The following is a 13,735-nucleotide window of genomic DNA, read 5'->3' on the forward strand; positions in this document are numbered from 1 at the left end:
TGAAATCGCACAAAACCTGTAGGAGCGAGGCTTGCCCGCGAAAGCGATCTGTCAGTCGCCGCCAGCCACCGCTGCCTGCGCCGTGCGCAGCTCATGCCGATTGCCTTTGAACAACACCAGCGTCGCAATCAACCCCAACACCGCCGCGCCACTGAGCCAGATCCCCGGCGCAGCCTTGTTGTCCAGTACGTGGATCAGGTACGTGCAGGCCGCCGGTGTAAACCCGCCGAACGTTGCAGTCGCCAGGCTGTAGGCCAATGAGAAACCGGTCGTACGAACTTCCACCGGCATGATCTCGGTCAGCGCCACGACCATGGCACCGTTGTAAGAGCCGTACAGGAACGACAGCCACAGTTCGACGATCAGCAAATGGCTGAAGCTCGGGTTCGCCACCAGCCATGACAGGGCAGGGTAGGCGGTGAGGATTGCCAGAATGGTCGCCGCCAGCAGTAGGGGTTTACGCCCGATCTTGTCGGACACAGCACCCATCACCGGCAGCCAGAAGAAGTTCGACAGTCCGATACACACCGTCACCAGCAACGCATCCAGATCCGACAGGTGCAGTTCGGCTTTGCCGAAGGTCGGGGTGTAGGCGGTGATCAGGTAGAACGACACCGTGGTCATTACCACCAGCGCCATGCCGGCGATGACGATGCCAAAGTTCTGGCTGATCGAGCGGACGACGTCCCGCAGGGTAGGGCGGTGCTTGCGCGCCTGGAATTCCGGTGTTTCTTCCAGTGAACGACGAATCACGAAAATCACCGGCACGATCATGCAGCCGATCAGGAACGGCACGCGCCAGCCCCAGTCACCCATCTCTTGCGGGCTGAGCCAATGGTTCAAGCCAACGCCGAGCAGACCGGCGAATACCACCGCGGCTTGCTGGCTGGCGGACTGCCAACTGACGAAGAAGCCCTTGCGACCCGGCGTGGAAATCTCCGCCAGATACACCGACACGCCGCCCAGTTCCACGCCGGCCGAGAAGCCTTGCAGCAGGCGGCCGAATAACACGAGCAAAGGCGCGGCGACGCCGAGGGTGGCATAACCTGGCACGCAGGCAATCAGCACCGTCCCGGCAGCCATCATCGCCAGGGTAATGATCAAGCCTTTGCGGCGGCCATGACGGTCGATGTAGGCGCCGAGGAAAATCGCCCCCAAAGGACGCATCAGGAAGCCTGCACCGAACGTGGCCAGCGATAACATCAGGGAGGCGAAAGCGCTGTCGGCAGGGAAGAAGGTTTTGGCGATGGCCGTGGCGTAAAAGCCGTAGACCATAAAGTCGAACATTTCGAGAAAATTACCGCTGACAACGCGAAAGATCGCTTTGCCTTTGCTCGTATTGGAAGACATTTTCAGGTACTCACGCTGGTAAATCTTGTTTGAAACGCTGGACCTGTAGGAGTGAGACCGACTTGCCCCAACAGGTTTTGCGTCTTGCTGACGGGCACTGGCAGACCTCGCTCCCGTGCGCTCTGAGGCCCATAATGGCGGGCGCGGTTTTAAGGGGAGATGAAGATTTGTTAACTGGACGGTGGAGTGGACTTGTGGTGCTGGCCGGCGTTTTGTCTGGTTGTGGCAACGGCGACAGCCTGGAACGCTTCGACGGCCCGACCATGGGCAGTCGTTATTCCATTCAATACGTAAGGCATTCCTCCTCGCCCGGGCCGAAAGCGCTGCAGGCCGAGGTAGAAAAAATCCTCGCCGACGTCGATCAGCAAATGTCGACCTATCGCAGCGACTCCGACATCGAGCGCTTCAACGACTTGCCTGCCAACCGCTGTCAGAAAATGCCAGCGTCGATCCTCAAACTGGTCCGCGTCGGTGAACAACTCTCGGAACAAAGCGAAGGCTCCTACGACCTGACCGTCGAACCGCTGCTCAACCTGTGGGGTTTTGGCCCGCAGTCCCGTGAGGAAAAAGTCCCCGCCGCTCGGGCGCTGGCCGACGTCAGGCAGCGGGTCGGCTACCAACACCTGCGCATCGACCGTGATCAGTTGTGCAAGGACGCCGCCGTCGAAGTCGACTTCAACAGCATCGCCGCCGGTTACGCCGTCGACACCATTGCCGACAAACTCGAAGCGCTGGGGATCCACAACTACCTCGCCGAAGTCACCGGCGAGCTGAAGGCTGCGGGCAAAAAGCTCGATGGCTCAGCCTGGAAGATCGCGCTGGAAGAACCCCGTGACGACCAACAAGTGGCGCAAAGAATCATCGCGGTCGATGGCTACGGCCTGTCCACCTCCGGCGACTACCGCAATTATTTTCAGCAGGACGGCAAGCGCTATTCCCACACTTTCGATGCCCGCACCGGGGCGCCGGTCGCACACACCCTGGCGTCAGTCACGGTGATTAATCCTTCTGCGTTAATGGCCGATGGCCTATCGACGCTGTTGCTGATTCTCGGCCCGGAGCGCGGTTGGGACTACGCAGAAAAACACGATATCGGCGCATTTTTTGTGATTCGTGCCGATACAGGTTTCGTCACACGAACCAATCAGGCTTTTGAGCGCCTCAGTGGCGGCAAAACCGAATGATTACGGCGATTCATGCATTGAAGACTGGCGTTGTAGTGCAGGCAAAACTAGCCTACGACGCGACCAAGGGTTAATGTGCCCGGCGTTGACGCTTCTATAGACTGTGTCCGGGTTCTGTACTGGCCCCAAATTGTTCCTTCACGCCGCAGATCGGCGTGATTTAGCCGCAGGTGCCGAGGGCGCCGCGGCCTGTTCTGAGGAGTACGCATGGCTGTCTACAACTACGACGTGGTGGTACTGGGTTCCGGCCCAGCGGGAGAAGGCGCGGCAATGAACGCCGCCAAAGCAGGGCGCAAGGTGGCGATGGTCGATAGCCGTCGCCAGGTCGGCGGCAACTGCACCCATCTGGGTACCATCCCGTCCAAGGCACTGCGTCACTCGGTCCGGCAGATCATGCAGTTCAACACCAACCCGATGTTCCGGGCCATTGGTGAGCCGCGCTGGTTCTCGTTCCCGGACGTGCTGAAAAGCGCCGAGAAAGTCATTTCCAAACAAGTCGCCTCGCGCACCGGCTACTACGCCCGTAACCGCGTCGACGTGTTTTTCGGCACCGGCAGCTTCGCCGACGAGCAAACCATCGAAGTGGTCTGCGCCAACGGTGTGGTCGAAAAACTGGTGGCCAAGCACATCATCATCGCCACCGGCTCGCGTCCCTATCGCCCGGCGGACATCGATTTCCATCACCCGCGTATCTACGATAGCGACACCATCCTCAGCCTCGGCCACACCCCGCGCAAACTCATCGTTTACGGCGCTGGCGTGATCGGTTGCGAGTACGCATCGATCTTCAGTGGCCTGGGTGTGCTGGTTGAGCTGGTGGACAACCGCGGTCAGTTGCTGAGCTTCCTGGACTCGGAAATTTCCCAGGCCCTGAGCTATCACTTCAGCAACAACAACATCACGGTTCGCCACAACGAAGACTACGACCGCGTCGAAGGCGTGGACAACGGTGTGATCCTGCACCTCAAGTCCGGCAAGAAGATCAAGGCCGACGCCTTGCTCTGGTGCAACGGTCGTACCGGCAACACCGATCAGCTGGGTCTGGAAAACATCGGCGTGAAGGTCAACAGCCGTGGCCAGATCGAAGTCGACGAAGCCTACCGCACCTGCGTACCGAACATTTACGGTGCCGGTGACGTGATCGGCTGGCCGAGCCTGGCCAGTGCCGCGCATGACCAGGGTCGTTCGGCCGCTGGCAGCATCGTCGACAACAACAGCTGGCGCTTCGTGAATGACGTGCCGACCGGCATCTACACCATTCCGGAGATCAGCTCGATCGGCAAGAACGAGCAGGAGCTGACCCAGGCCAAGGTGCCGTACGAAGTGGGCAAGGCGTTCTTCAAGAGCATGGCGCGTGCACAGATTGCCGGCGAGCCTCAGGGCATGCTGAAAATCCTGTTCCACCGCGAGACTCTGGAAGTGCTGGGTGTTCACTGCTTCGGTTATCAGGCGTCGGAGATCGTGCACATCGGTCAGGCGATCATGAGCCAGCCGGGCGAATTGAACACGCTGAAGTACTTCGTCAACACGACGTTCAACTACCCGACCATGGCCGAAGCCTATCGGGTAGCGGCGTACGATGGCCTCAACCGGCTTTTTTGAGCGGCTCCGGCCGGTGGCCTGAGCCGGCCGGGGAGACCGATTTCAGCAATTCTCGAGCGTGGCGCTGGCCAAACCGGGAAAGTCTGTAATCAGGCTGTCAACGCCGAAGTCGGCGAGTCTGCGCATCAGCGCGGGCTCGTTGACTGTCCATACCGACACATGCAACCCCTGACGCTGCGCCTTCTGCAGGCGTTCCGGCGTACACAGGGTCCAGTTCAGCGCCAGAATCTCACAGCCATAACTTTGCGCGACCTTCAACGGGTCGAGCCAGGCGTACTCGGCCACCAATCCGCGGGACACGTCCGGCACCAGGTCGAGCGCGGCTTTTAATACTTCACGTGAACTCGACGTGATCGTGACCTTGTCGAGCAGGCCGAAACGCTGAGCCATTTCGCGAATCGCCAGCACGGTCGTCGCAGCGCGGGTGCGTGAAGCGCTTTTGACTTCGAGCTGCCAGTGCTCGAAATCGCATTTCTCGAACAGTTCCTCCAGTGTCGGGATCGGGCAAGGCTTGATCCAGCCCGGACCGCCCTTGCGCGCGTCGTAGGTCACCAGCTCGGCCGCCGTGTGTTCGACAACCTTGCCACGCCGGTCGGTGGTGCGCTTGAGCGTCGGGTCGTGGATGACCATCAACTCGTTGTCCATGGACAGGTGCAGGTCCAGTTCGCAGCGGCGTACGCCGTGCTTGAGGCATTGCTGAAAACTGGTCAGCGTGTTTTCCGGTGCTTCGCCCTTGGCGCCGCGATGGCCGTAGATGAGGGTCACGGTTCTTCCTTAAATTAAATGCCTGATTCGTTTTCGCGGGCCAGACGTCGTTCCTGGGCCTGCTTCTGCAAAATGTAGCGGGCGAGCAATTGGCGCTGGGCATCGGTCGGGTATTCGAACTCGGTACCGACGTCGTAGGCGCCAGCCTTGCGATCGCAATGCGTGACCTTGGCCCGCAGCAACAGGCCGAGGGCTTGCGGCATCAGTACCAGCTTGACCGACAGGTGTGCGCCCACGGCAATCGGCGTCGGATACTGAAAGTCGATGCCACCTTCGGAAATGATCACCGGCTGCGGCTCGCCGATCTGCCCGAGTACGGTGATGGCGATCACCTGGCTCAACAGATCGATGCGTTTGTTCTGGGATTTCAGGAACGCCGCGAGGTTGCGGTCGCGCTCACTGATCTGGCGCAGCAGGTGTTGCGACTCGAATTCGCTCAGGTGCAGTTCGCTGAGCAAGTTGAACAGTGGGGAAGCATCCTGCAACACTTCCTGGCCTGCGGCTTCGGGAGCGGACAGGGGCCGAATTTCCAGTGCGATCGTGTCCTCGATACGGTAGTATTCGCGGCGATCTTCTTCATCTAATGTCGACATGGCGAACCCATGGTAGCGGCGGTGGTCTGAGTGTAAAGCTGGTTATCGACCCCCGCCACAAGGACGTTCCTTTTCCCTCCGAACAAGCCCCGACATGTTCAGACCTCTCTTCGTATTTATTGGCACGCGTTATACCCGTGCAAAGCGTCGCAATCATTTTGTGTCGTTCATTTCCCTGACCTCGATGATCGGACTCGCCCTCGGCGTGGTCGTGATGATCGTTGTGCTGTCGGTCATGAACGGCTTCGATCATGAGATGCGCACCCGCGTGCTGGGCATGGTGCCCCACGCGACCATCGAGTCCGGTGAACCGATCAGCGACTGGCAAAGCCTGGCCGCCAAGGTCAAGCAGAACCCGCAGGTGACGGCCGTGGCGCCGTTCACCCAGATGCAGGGCTTGCTGACCAACAACGGCAAGGTGTCCAAAGTCCTGCTCAATGCCATCGACCCTGCGCTGGAACGCCAGGTCTCGATCATTGATAACTTCATGCAGCAGGGCAAACTCGACGACCTCACGCCGGGCAGTTTTGGCATCGTTATCGGCGACAAGGCCGCCGCCAAGCTCGGCGCGGCCATCGGCGACAAGCTGACGTTCGTGGCGCCGGAAGTCACCGTCACCCCGGCCGGGATGTTCCCGCGCATGAAACGCTTTACCGTGGTCGGCATCTTCCATGTCGGCGCCGGTGAGATCGACGGGTATCTGGGTGTCACCAACCTGCAGGATCTGGCGAAGCTGCACCGCTGGAAGCCGGATCAGGTCCAGGGCATCCGCCTGAAATTCGACGACCTGTTCCAGGCGCCGCGCACGGCGTGGAACATCGCCCAGCAACTCGGCGAAGACCATTTCTATGCCCGTGACTGGACGCGCACCCACGGCAATCTGTATCAGGCGATCCGCATGGAAAAAGCCATGATCGGCCTGCTGTTGCTGCTGATCGTTGCCGTCGCCGCGTTCAATATCATTTCCACGCTGGTGATGGTGGTGAACGACAAGAAGGGCGATATCGCGATTCTGCGTACCCTGGGCTCCACGCCGGGGCAGATCATGGCGATCTTCATGGTCCAGGGCACGGTCATTGGCGTGATCGGTACGCTGATCGGCGCCGTGGTCGGGATCTTCGCCGCGCTGAACGTCAGCGCCGCGATCTCGGCCCTCGAAGGGCTGATCGGCCACAAGTTCCTCAACGCCGACGTGTACTTCATCGATTACCTGCCGTCGCAAGTGCAGAGCCAGGACGTATTGATGGTCTGCGCCGCCGCGTTGGTCCTGAGTTTCCTCGCCACCCTGTATCCAGCCTGGCGTGCCGCGCGCACCCAGCCTGCGGAGGCGCTACGTTATGAGTGAGTTGGGTATGAGTGATAAAGCAATCTTGAGCTGCCGTGACCTGGGCAAATCCTACGAGGAAGGCCCGGAGTCGGTCGAAGTGCTGGCCGGCCTGCAACTGGAGCTGCACCCGGGTGAGCGCGTGGCGATTGTCGGCACCTCGGGTTCGGGCAAAAGTACCTTGCTCAACCTGTTGGGCGGTCTCGACACGCCGACCAAGGGCAGCGTGTGGCTCGACGGCGAAGAGCTGTCGGCCCTGAGCGAGAAGAATCGCGGCCTGTTGCGCAACCGGTCGCTGGGTTTCGTTTACCAGTTCCACCATTTGCTGCCTGAGTTCACCGCGCTGGAAAACGTCTGCATGCCGTTGCTGATCGGCAAGACTGCGATACCGGAAGCGCGTCAGCGTGCGACCGCGCTGCTGGAGCGGGTAGGGCTTGGGCATCGCCTGGAGCACAAACCGGCCGAACTGTCCGGCGGCGAACGTCAGCGCGTGGCCATCGCCCGCGCCCTGGTGAACAAGCCAGGCCTGGTGATGCTCGACGAGCCGACCGGCAACCTCGACTCCCACACCGCCCAGGGCATTCAGGATTTGATGCTCGAACTCAGCACTTCGATGCGTACGGCGTTCCTGGTGGTGACTCACGACATGAACCTGGCCCGCCAGATGGATCGCGTCCTGCATTTGCAGGAAGGTTGCCTGACGCCCATCTGATTGGCATAAACCCGACGTGTGAAGAATGCGTCGGGTCTTTTATTTTTATACGGTGCCCCAGCGAATGTTCAGACCGTTATCGATCTTTATCGGCACGCGCTATACCCGCGCCAAGCGCCGCAATCGCTTTGTTTCCTTCATCTCGATGACCTCGATGATCGGCCTCGCCCTCGGCGTGCTGGCGATGATCGTGGTGCTGTCGGTGATGAACGGCTTCCAGCGCGAAATGAGTTCGCGCATCCTCGGCATGGTGCCGCACGCGACCATCGTCGGCGTGAACCCGATCGACGACTGGCAGCCCGTGGCCGCCGCCGCGATGAAAAATCCCGAAGTCACTGCCGCGGTGCCGTTCACCGAGATGGAAGGCATGCTTTCCTATAAGGGCACGATGCAGCCGATCCAGGTCAGTGGTGTTGACCCGGCGCTGGAAGGCAAGGTGTCGATTGTCGCCCAACACATTGTTCAGGGCCGTCTCGATGCCTTGAAACCGGGTGAATTCGGCGTGGTGATCGGCGAAATCACTGCGCGACGTTTCCGCTTGAATGTCGGCGACAAGATCACCCTGATCGTGCCTGAAGTCAGCAACGCACCGGGCGGCATTACCCCGCGCATGCAACGGCTGAATGTGGTCGGCGTGTTCAAGGTCGGCGCCGAGCTGGACGGTTCGATGGCGCTGATCCACGTCGCCGATGCCGCGCAGATGCAGCACTGGGAACCGAACCAGGTGCAGAGTGTGCGTTTGGCGGTGAAGGATTTGTACGCGGCGCCGAAGGTCTCCAGCGATGTGGCTGGCGGACTCGGCACTGCCTACAGGGCTGACGACTGGACCCACACCCAGGGCAGTCTGTTCAGTGCGATGAAAATGGAAAAAACCATGATCGGCCTGCTGTTGCTGATGATCGTCGCCGTGGCGGCTTTCAACATCATCGCAACGCTGATCATGGTGGTGAACGACAAGGGCGCGGACATCGCGATCCTGCGTACCATCGGCGCCACACCGCGGCAGATCATGGCGATCTTCATGGTGCAGGGCACGGTGATCGGGGTCGTCGGCACCTTGATCGGTGGCGTGCTCGGCGTGATTGCGGCGTTGAACGTCAGTGAGTTGGTGGGGTGGATGGAGCGGGTCAGTGGCCAGCACATTTTCAGTTCTGACGTGTATTTCGTCAGTAACTTGCCGTCGGAATTGCAGGGCGGGGACGTGTTGTTGATCTGCTCGGCGGGGTTTGTCTTGAGCTTCCTGGCGACGGTTTACCCGGCGTGGCGGGCGGCGAAGATTGAGCCGGCTCACGCGTTGCGGTATTCATAAGCCGTTACACCGTTTTCGCGGCCAAGCCTCGCTCCTACATGATCGCGTAGGAGCGAGGCTTGCCCGCGAAGGGGCCGGCCCTGCTGGCCTCAATCCCCCTTCGGCAACTCAATCACAAACCGCGTCCACCCATTCTCCGATTCACAGCGAATCTGCCCGCCATGGGCACGAATGATCGACCGGGTTATCGCCAACCCCAGCCCCGCATGTTCACTGCTGCATTCCTGACGCGCCGGATCAGCCCGATAAAACCGGTCAAACAATCGCGGTAACAACGCCGCATCAATGCCTTCGCCACTGTTCTCAACCGTCAAACTCAAGCGGTTGACCTGATCAACAATCCGCACCCGAACCTCGCCATCAGCGGGCGTAAACCGCAACGCGTTATCCAGCAGATTGGACAGCGCCCGCCGCAGCATGCCGCGGTCACCCGCAATCCGCGCGCTGCCCTCGCGGCTCAACGTCACCCGGACGTCCTCGGCCAGCGGCGCAAAAAACTCCAGTAACACATCCGCTTCTACTGCCAGTTCCAGGGATTCGCGTTTGGGCGTCAGCAATCCATGGTCCGCCTTGGCCAGGTACAACATGTCGTTGACCAGTTGCGCCATCCATTGCAGTTCTTCGAGGTTGCTGTGCAGCGCTTCACGGTAATCCTCAATGGGGCGTGGGCGGGTGAGGGTGACTTGGGTATGAGTCAGCAGGTTCGACAACGGCGTGCGCAATTCATGGGCAATGTCGGCGGAGAAGGCCGAGAGCCGTTGAAAAGAGTCGTCGAGGCGTCCGAGCATGGCGTTGAAGCTGTGGGCCAATTCGGTGAGTTCCGACGGCATATTCTCTTCAGGTAGTCGGGCATTGAGCGATTGTGCCGAAACACCGCTGGCAATCGCACTCATGCGCCGCAACGGGCGCAAACCACTGCGGGCCGCCCACGCACCGAGCAACGCGGTGGCCAGGGCTGACAAGCCGACGGTCAGCCAGATCAGGTGCTGCATGCGTTGCAGAAAGTGCTGGTGATGGGTGATGTCCAGCAGCAGGGTCAGTTGCGGTGAATCGGGCCGGTCGACAAACAACGGCGCATTCAGCACACGATAATCGGTGCCGCCGTCGTTCAGCGTGGATAAGCCCGGTGTTTGTGGCAGCTTTTCCGGCAGGCGCGGCGAGCTGTCATACCAGCGCTGGCCATCGCTGCCGGTGATTCGCAGCGACAGATCCGCCTGCCGGCTCAGCTCATCCGCCAGCCTGACTTCGCTTTTACTCGACTGGACGTCGTGCAGCGCCCGGCGCAAACCAATCAACTTGCCGTCCAGCAACTGCTGGTCGAGCTCGATGAAATGCGCCTCGCTGGCGCGACTGAACAATACCCCGGCGAACAATGAAACCACGGCGGTACAAGCCGCAAACAGCAGCGCCAGACGACTGCTCAGCGAAAGTCGACGCATCAGGCAGGGCGCTCTTCAAGGACATAACCCATGCCGCGCACGGTATGAATCAGCTTGTTGGGGAACTCATCGTCGACCTTCAGGCGCAAACGGCGGATCGCGACCTCGATGACATTGGTGTCGCTGTCGAAGTTCATGTCCCAGACCTGGGAGGCAATTAGCGATTTGGGCAGGACTTCGCCCTGGCGCCGCAGGAGCATTTCCAGCAGGGCGAACTCCTTGGCGGTCAGGTCGATGCGCTGGCCGCCGCGTTCCACCCGGCGGCGGATCAGATCCAGGCGCAAGTCGGCCAGTTGCAGGCTGGTTTCCTGAGGCGAGGCGCTGCCGCGTCGTAACAGGCTGCGGACTCGCGCCAGTAACTCGGAGAAGGCGAACGGCTTGACCAGGTAATCGTCGGCACCCAGTTCGAGGCCGTGGACTCTGTCCTCCACCGCATCTCGCGCGGTCAGAAAAAGTACCGGCGTATCCAGACCGGCACCGCGCACCGCTTGCAGAATTTGCCAGCCATCGCGGCCGGGTAGCATTACATCAAGGATCAACAGCGCGTAATCGCCACTCAACGCCAGTTGTTGCCCGGTGTTGCCGTCGGCCGCCAGCTCGGTGTTGAAACCGGCCTCGGTCAGGCCCTGGCGCAAGTAGTGGCCGGTTTTCGGTTGGTCTTCGACGATCAGCAGCTTCATGGGCAACTCGAGGCAAATGGAACGAACGCTTTATACCGTGGGCAGCGTTGATACAGCTCAACCTGACAAAGTTGTAATCTGGCTGTCAGGTTGCGGGCAGTGGCGACAGTTTAGAGTTTTCCACAGGCTGAACCTTATCTTGTTGGAGTACGACTATGTTTTTGCGCAAACCTCTGGTGCTGGCCGCGTGTTTGTTGGCACTGAGTTCCCCGGTGTGGGCTTCGCCGGCGCATACCTACGATTTCGGTCAACCGGCCCCGGCGGCCAAGGCGACCCGCAATGTCGAGGTGGTGATGGGCGACATGTCGTTCACCCCCAAGGCGATCGATATCAAGGCCGGTGAGACGGTTCGTTTTGTGCTGGTGAATAAAGGCCAGTTGCTGCACGAATTCAACCTCGGCGATGCGGCGATGCATGCCCGGCATCAGCAGGAAATGTTGAAGATGCAGCAGAGCGGCATGCTCACGCCTACAGGCATGAAGGAAATGGACCACGGTTCGATGGCGGGCATGGATCACGGCATGATGAAACACGATGACCCCAACAGCGTCCTCGTTGAGCCGGGCAAAACCGCCGAGCTGACCTGGACCTTCACCAAGGCCACCAACCTGGAGTTTGCCTGCAATATTCCAGGCCACTATCAGGCGGGCATGGTCGGCAAACTGACTGTCAGTCAGTAAGCACTCAAAGGCGGGCGCAAAGGCTGGTAGAATCCGCTGATTCTTCAGTCAGGTTTCCGCCATGCATCCCGCAGCCGAACACTCGCCGCTGGGCAAATCCAGCGAATACATCGCCACCTACACGCCGTCCTTGCTGTTCCCGATCCCGCGCACCGCGAAATGGGCGGAGTTGGGCCTGACGGCTGAGACCCTGCCATATAAGGGTGTGGATTTCTGGAATTGCTTCGAGCTGTCGTGGCTGTTGCCGTCGGGCAAGCCGGTGGTGGCGATTGGTGAGTTCAGCATCCCGGCGGATTCGCCGAACATCATCGAGTCGAAGTCGTTCAAGCTGTACCTGAACTCGTTGAACCAGACGCCGTTTGCCGACACCGCAACCCTTGAAGCAACGCTGGTGAAAGACCTGTCGGCCGCAGCCGGCAAGCCGGTTGGCGTACGGATCCGTAGCCTCAAGGATGTTGAAGCCGAAGGCGTCGTGGCGTTGCCGGGTGTGTGCATCGATGATCTGGAGATCAGCGTCAGCAACTACGAGCATCCGCGTCCCGAGCTGCTGCGTTGCGATGATTCGCGCATTGTCGAAGAAAGCGTGCACAGCCATTTGCTCAAATCCAACTGCCCGGTGACCAGCCAGCCAGACTGGGGCAGCGTGGCGGTGGAATACCGTGGCGCGGCACTGGATCACGCGAGTCTGCTGGAATACATCGTGAGCTTCCGTCAGCACTCGGACTTCCATGAACAGTGCGTGGAGCGGATTTTCCTCGACTTGCAGCGGTTGCTGAAACCGGAGAAGTTGACGGTCTATGCGCGGTATGTGCGTCGCGGCGGGCTGGACATCAACCCGTACCGCAGCACCGAAAAAGTACAACTGCCGAACCATCGCCTGGTCCGCCAGTAAATAACCTATGTGGGAGCGGGCTTGCTCGCGAAGGCGTAGTGTCAGGCGCTATTTATGTCGACTGATATACCGCTTTCGCGAACAAGCCCGCTCCCACAGGGATTGCATTTGCAAATCCCGGATATGAAAAAGCCCCGCCATCACTGGCGGGGCTTTTTTGCATCTGGCGGGTTCAGATCCCCATGTTGCCCAGAGCTTGCACGATGTTGCGCAAGGTCCCGGCCAGGGTAGGGTGTTCGATTTCGAAGCGCTCGACGGCCAGGTTCACGTTGTCGGCGAGGTTGGTGTCCTGGGTTTTGGTTTCGAGCTCAAGCTCCAATTCGATCTGTTGCATCAGCGCGTGCAGGTCTTCGCGCTCGGCTTCGGTCAGCGGCGGATTCTGTTCCAATTGCTCGCGCAGAGTATTGAGCTGTTGTTGCAGTTCGCGGGCAGGCATGGCGTTCTTCCTTTTATCGATAGGCACTGGCATAGACCGCAGCAGCGCGCCAAAGGTCTATGGCTTGCCTTTAGATTAATCCACTCGCGCGCAACCTGCATGATCTCGGTCAGGGCTTTTCGCCCTTGAACCGGCGCAGGCTGATGTCGGCGAGGCAGGTATCGAGTTCACCCAAGTGATCGATCACCGAATGCACGCCCAGACTGAACAACTGCACGGTCGCTTTACCGCGCCGATGCTCGCGTTCCTTTTGGCTCAAGGCTTGCCATTCGCTGGGCGCCAAACCGCAGAGCGAGCCGCAGGACGCCAGTCCGATCGTCCACAGCCCGGCATTCAGTCCCGATTGCAGCAAGCGTGGCTCGCCGCTGACCAGGACGCAACCGTCCAGTCGTTCGACATTCAGGGCCATCAAGGCTTGCCAGCAAGCGTTCGGAGACGGCCATGGATTGATTGTTGCGGGGTGTTGCGAAGGTTTGATCCACGCAGGCAGGGCGCCGGCCAGGGAATGACTGAGGGCGGGGGGCAGCTCGTCGAGCCAGGCACAAGGAATCTGCTGGCGCTGCAAGCTGTTCAGACTGTCCATTGCGCCGGGCGTGAGCTCGGCATGTTCGATCGTGTGAGTATCGTGCTGGCGCATCCGGGCGCCGAAATCCACCAGGCAACCACTGAGCCCGAACAGTACGGCGGTCAGGCTGGGTGCAGCGAGGGGCAAGGCTTCGGCGTGCGGCATATCAACGTCCCTGAAATAGCGACAAGGCTATGCGCTGCC

14 protein-coding genes are annotated in these 13,735 nt (G+C 60.2%); 7 read left to right on the forward strand and 7 right to left on the reverse strand.

The window, feature by feature from the left end; all coding sequences use genetic code 11:
• Positions 1 to 51: 51 nt before the first annotated feature.
• A complete protein-coding gene (locus ACA049_RS10110; protein WP_497335064.1) occupies positions 52 to 1,350 on the reverse strand; it encodes an MFS transporter in 1,299 nt (432 codons plus the stop codon).
• A gap of 134 nt (positions 1,351 to 1,484) precedes the next feature.
• On the opposite strand from ACA049_RS10110, the gene ACA049_RS10115 reads away from it, so the two are divergent.
• Entirely contained in the window at positions 1,485 to 2,534 is a 1,050-nt protein-coding gene (locus tag ACA049_RS10115) for an FAD:protein FMN transferase (RefSeq protein WP_497335066.1), read from the forward strand.
• Positions 2,535 to 2,741: 207 nt separating this feature from the next.
• Positions 2,742 to 4,136: a Si-specific NAD(P)(+) transhydrogenase gene (gene sthA / locus ACA049_RS10120; protein WP_007907752.1), complete on the forward strand. Its 1,395-nt coding sequence runs from the start codon at positions 2,742 to 2,744 to the stop codon at positions 4,134 to 4,136.
• 42 nt (positions 4,137 to 4,178) lie between these two features.
• On the opposite strand, the gene ACA049_RS10125 is transcribed toward sthA, so the two are convergent.
• Entirely contained in the window at positions 4,179 to 4,901 is a 723-nt protein-coding gene (locus ACA049_RS10125; RefSeq protein ID WP_010456321.1) for a glycerophosphodiester phosphodiesterase, read from the reverse strand.
• A gap of 14 nt (positions 4,902 to 4,915) precedes the next feature.
• Entirely contained in the window at positions 4,916 to 5,494 is a 579-nt protein-coding gene (locus ACA049_RS10130; RefSeq protein ID WP_109629003.1) for a PilZ domain-containing protein, read from the reverse strand.
• Between the two features lie 94 nt (positions 5,495 to 5,588).
• Between ACA049_RS10130 and ACA049_RS10135 the strand changes: the two genes are divergently transcribed.
• The 3 genes from ACA049_RS10135 to ACA049_RS10145 all read left to right on the forward strand — a co-directional run bounded on the left by ACA049_RS10135 (position 5,589) and on the right by ACA049_RS10145 (position 8,839).
• Positions 5,589 to 6,839, forward strand: a complete 1,251-nt coding sequence (locus tag ACA049_RS10135; protein WP_109629005.1) for a lipoprotein-releasing ABC transporter permease subunit — start codon at positions 5,589 to 5,591, stop codon at positions 6,837 to 6,839.
• Between the two features lie 7 nt (positions 6,840 to 6,846).
• On the forward strand, positions 6,847 to 7,530 hold the full coding sequence (gene lolD, locus ACA049_RS10140; protein ID WP_178082290.1) for a lipoprotein-releasing ABC transporter ATP-binding protein LolD: 684 nt from the start codon (positions 6,847 to 6,849) through the stop codon (positions 7,528 to 7,530).
• 64 nt (positions 7,531 to 7,594) lie between these two features.
• Entirely contained in the window at positions 7,595 to 8,839 is a 1,245-nt protein-coding gene (locus ACA049_RS10145) for a lipoprotein-releasing ABC transporter permease subunit (RefSeq protein WP_497335068.1), read from the forward strand.
• 89 nt (positions 8,840 to 8,928) lie between these two features.
• Here the strand turns inward: ACA049_RS10145 and ACA049_RS10150 are convergent, their stop codons facing one another.
• Complete coding sequence (locus tag ACA049_RS10150; protein ID WP_497335070.1) at positions 8,929 to 10,278, reverse strand: heavy metal sensor histidine kinase; 1,350 nt, start codon at positions 10,276 to 10,278, stop codon at positions 8,929 to 8,931.
• Positions 10,278 to 10,958, reverse strand: a complete 681-nt coding sequence (locus tag ACA049_RS10155; RefSeq protein WP_497335072.1) for a heavy metal response regulator transcription factor — start codon at positions 10,956 to 10,958, stop codon at positions 10,278 to 10,280. The genes ACA049_RS10150 and ACA049_RS10155 overlap by 1 nt, the downstream gene beginning before the upstream one ends.
• Before the next feature lie 155 nt (positions 10,959 to 11,113).
• Between ACA049_RS10155 and copI the strand changes: the two genes are divergently transcribed.
• Together copI and queF are read left to right on the forward strand one after the other, a co-directional pair.
• Positions 11,114 to 11,638 (forward strand): copper-resistant cuproprotein CopI, encoded by a 525-nt coding sequence (gene copI, locus ACA049_RS10160; RefSeq protein ID WP_497335074.1) that lies wholly within the window; start codon positions 11,114 to 11,116, stop codon positions 11,636 to 11,638.
• A gap of 61 nt (positions 11,639 to 11,699) precedes the next feature.
• A complete protein-coding gene (gene queF / locus ACA049_RS10165) occupies positions 11,700 to 12,530 on the forward strand; it encodes an NADPH-dependent 7-cyano-7-deazaguanine reductase QueF (protein WP_497335076.1) in 831 nt (276 codons plus the stop codon).
• Between the two features lie 172 nt (positions 12,531 to 12,702).
• On the opposite strand, the gene ACA049_RS10170 is transcribed toward queF, so the two are convergent.
• Together ACA049_RS10170 and pcrP are read right to left on the reverse strand one after the other, a co-directional pair.
• Complete coding sequence (locus tag ACA049_RS10170; RefSeq protein WP_094471546.1) at positions 12,703 to 12,966, reverse strand: DUF4404 family protein; 264 nt, start codon at positions 12,964 to 12,966, stop codon at positions 12,703 to 12,705.
• 109 nt (positions 12,967 to 13,075) lie between these two features.
• The gene (gene pcrP, locus ACA049_RS10175; protein ID WP_497335078.1) at positions 13,076 to 13,696 is read right to left on the reverse strand and encodes an HAD superfamily inactivated hydrolase PcrP; all 621 of its coding nucleotides are present in this window, start codon (positions 13,694 to 13,696) and stop codon (positions 13,076 to 13,078) included.
• Positions 13,697 to 13,735 lie beyond the last annotated feature (39 nt).

Source organism: Pseudomonas sp. LBUM1662, from assembly GCF_059695915.1.

Bases quoted from the DNA above. Each gene is read 5' to 3' on its own strand.
- ACA049_RS10110 (WP_497335064.1), bottom strand. From the start codon at position 1,350: ATGTCTTCCAATACGAGCAAAGGCAAAGCGATCTTTCGCGTTGTCAGC.
- ACA049_RS10115 (WP_497335066.1), top strand. From the start codon at position 1,485: ATGGCGGGCGCGGTTTTAAGGGGAGATGAAGATTTGTTAACTGGACGG.
- sthA (WP_007907752.1), top strand. From the start codon at position 2,742: ATGGCTGTCTACAACTACGACGTGGTGGTACTGGGTTCCGGCCCAGCG.
- ACA049_RS10130 (WP_109629003.1), bottom strand. From the start codon at position 5,494: ATGTCGACATTAGATGAAGAAGATCGCCGCGAATACTACCGTATCGAG.
- ACA049_RS10135 (WP_109629005.1), top strand. From the start codon at position 5,589: ATGTTCAGACCTCTCTTCGTATTTATTGGCACGCGTTATACCCGTGCA.
- lolD (WP_178082290.1), top strand. From the start codon at position 6,847: ATGAGTGATAAAGCAATCTTGAGCTGCCGTGACCTGGGCAAATCCTAC.
- ACA049_RS10145 (WP_497335068.1), top strand. From the start codon at position 7,595: ATGTTCAGACCGTTATCGATCTTTATCGGCACGCGCTATACCCGCGCC.
- ACA049_RS10150 (WP_497335070.1), bottom strand. From the start codon at position 10,278: ATGCGTCGACTTTCGCTGAGCAGTCGTCTGGCGCTGCTGTTTGCGGCT.
- ACA049_RS10155 (WP_497335072.1), bottom strand. From the start codon at position 10,958: ATGAAGCTGCTGATCGTCGAAGACCAACCGAAAACCGGCCACTACTTG.
- copI (WP_497335074.1), top strand. From the start codon at position 11,114: ATGTTTTTGCGCAAACCTCTGGTGCTGGCCGCGTGTTTGTTGGCACTG.
- queF (WP_497335076.1), top strand. From the start codon at position 11,700: ATGCATCCCGCAGCCGAACACTCGCCGCTGGGCAAATCCAGCGAATAC.
- ACA049_RS10170 (WP_094471546.1), bottom strand. From the start codon at position 12,966: ATGCCTGCCCGCGAACTGCAACAACAGCTCAATACTCTGCGCGAGCAA.
- pcrP (WP_497335078.1), bottom strand. From the start codon at position 13,696: ATGCCGCACGCCGAAGCCTTGCCCCTCGCTGCACCCAGCCTGACCGCC.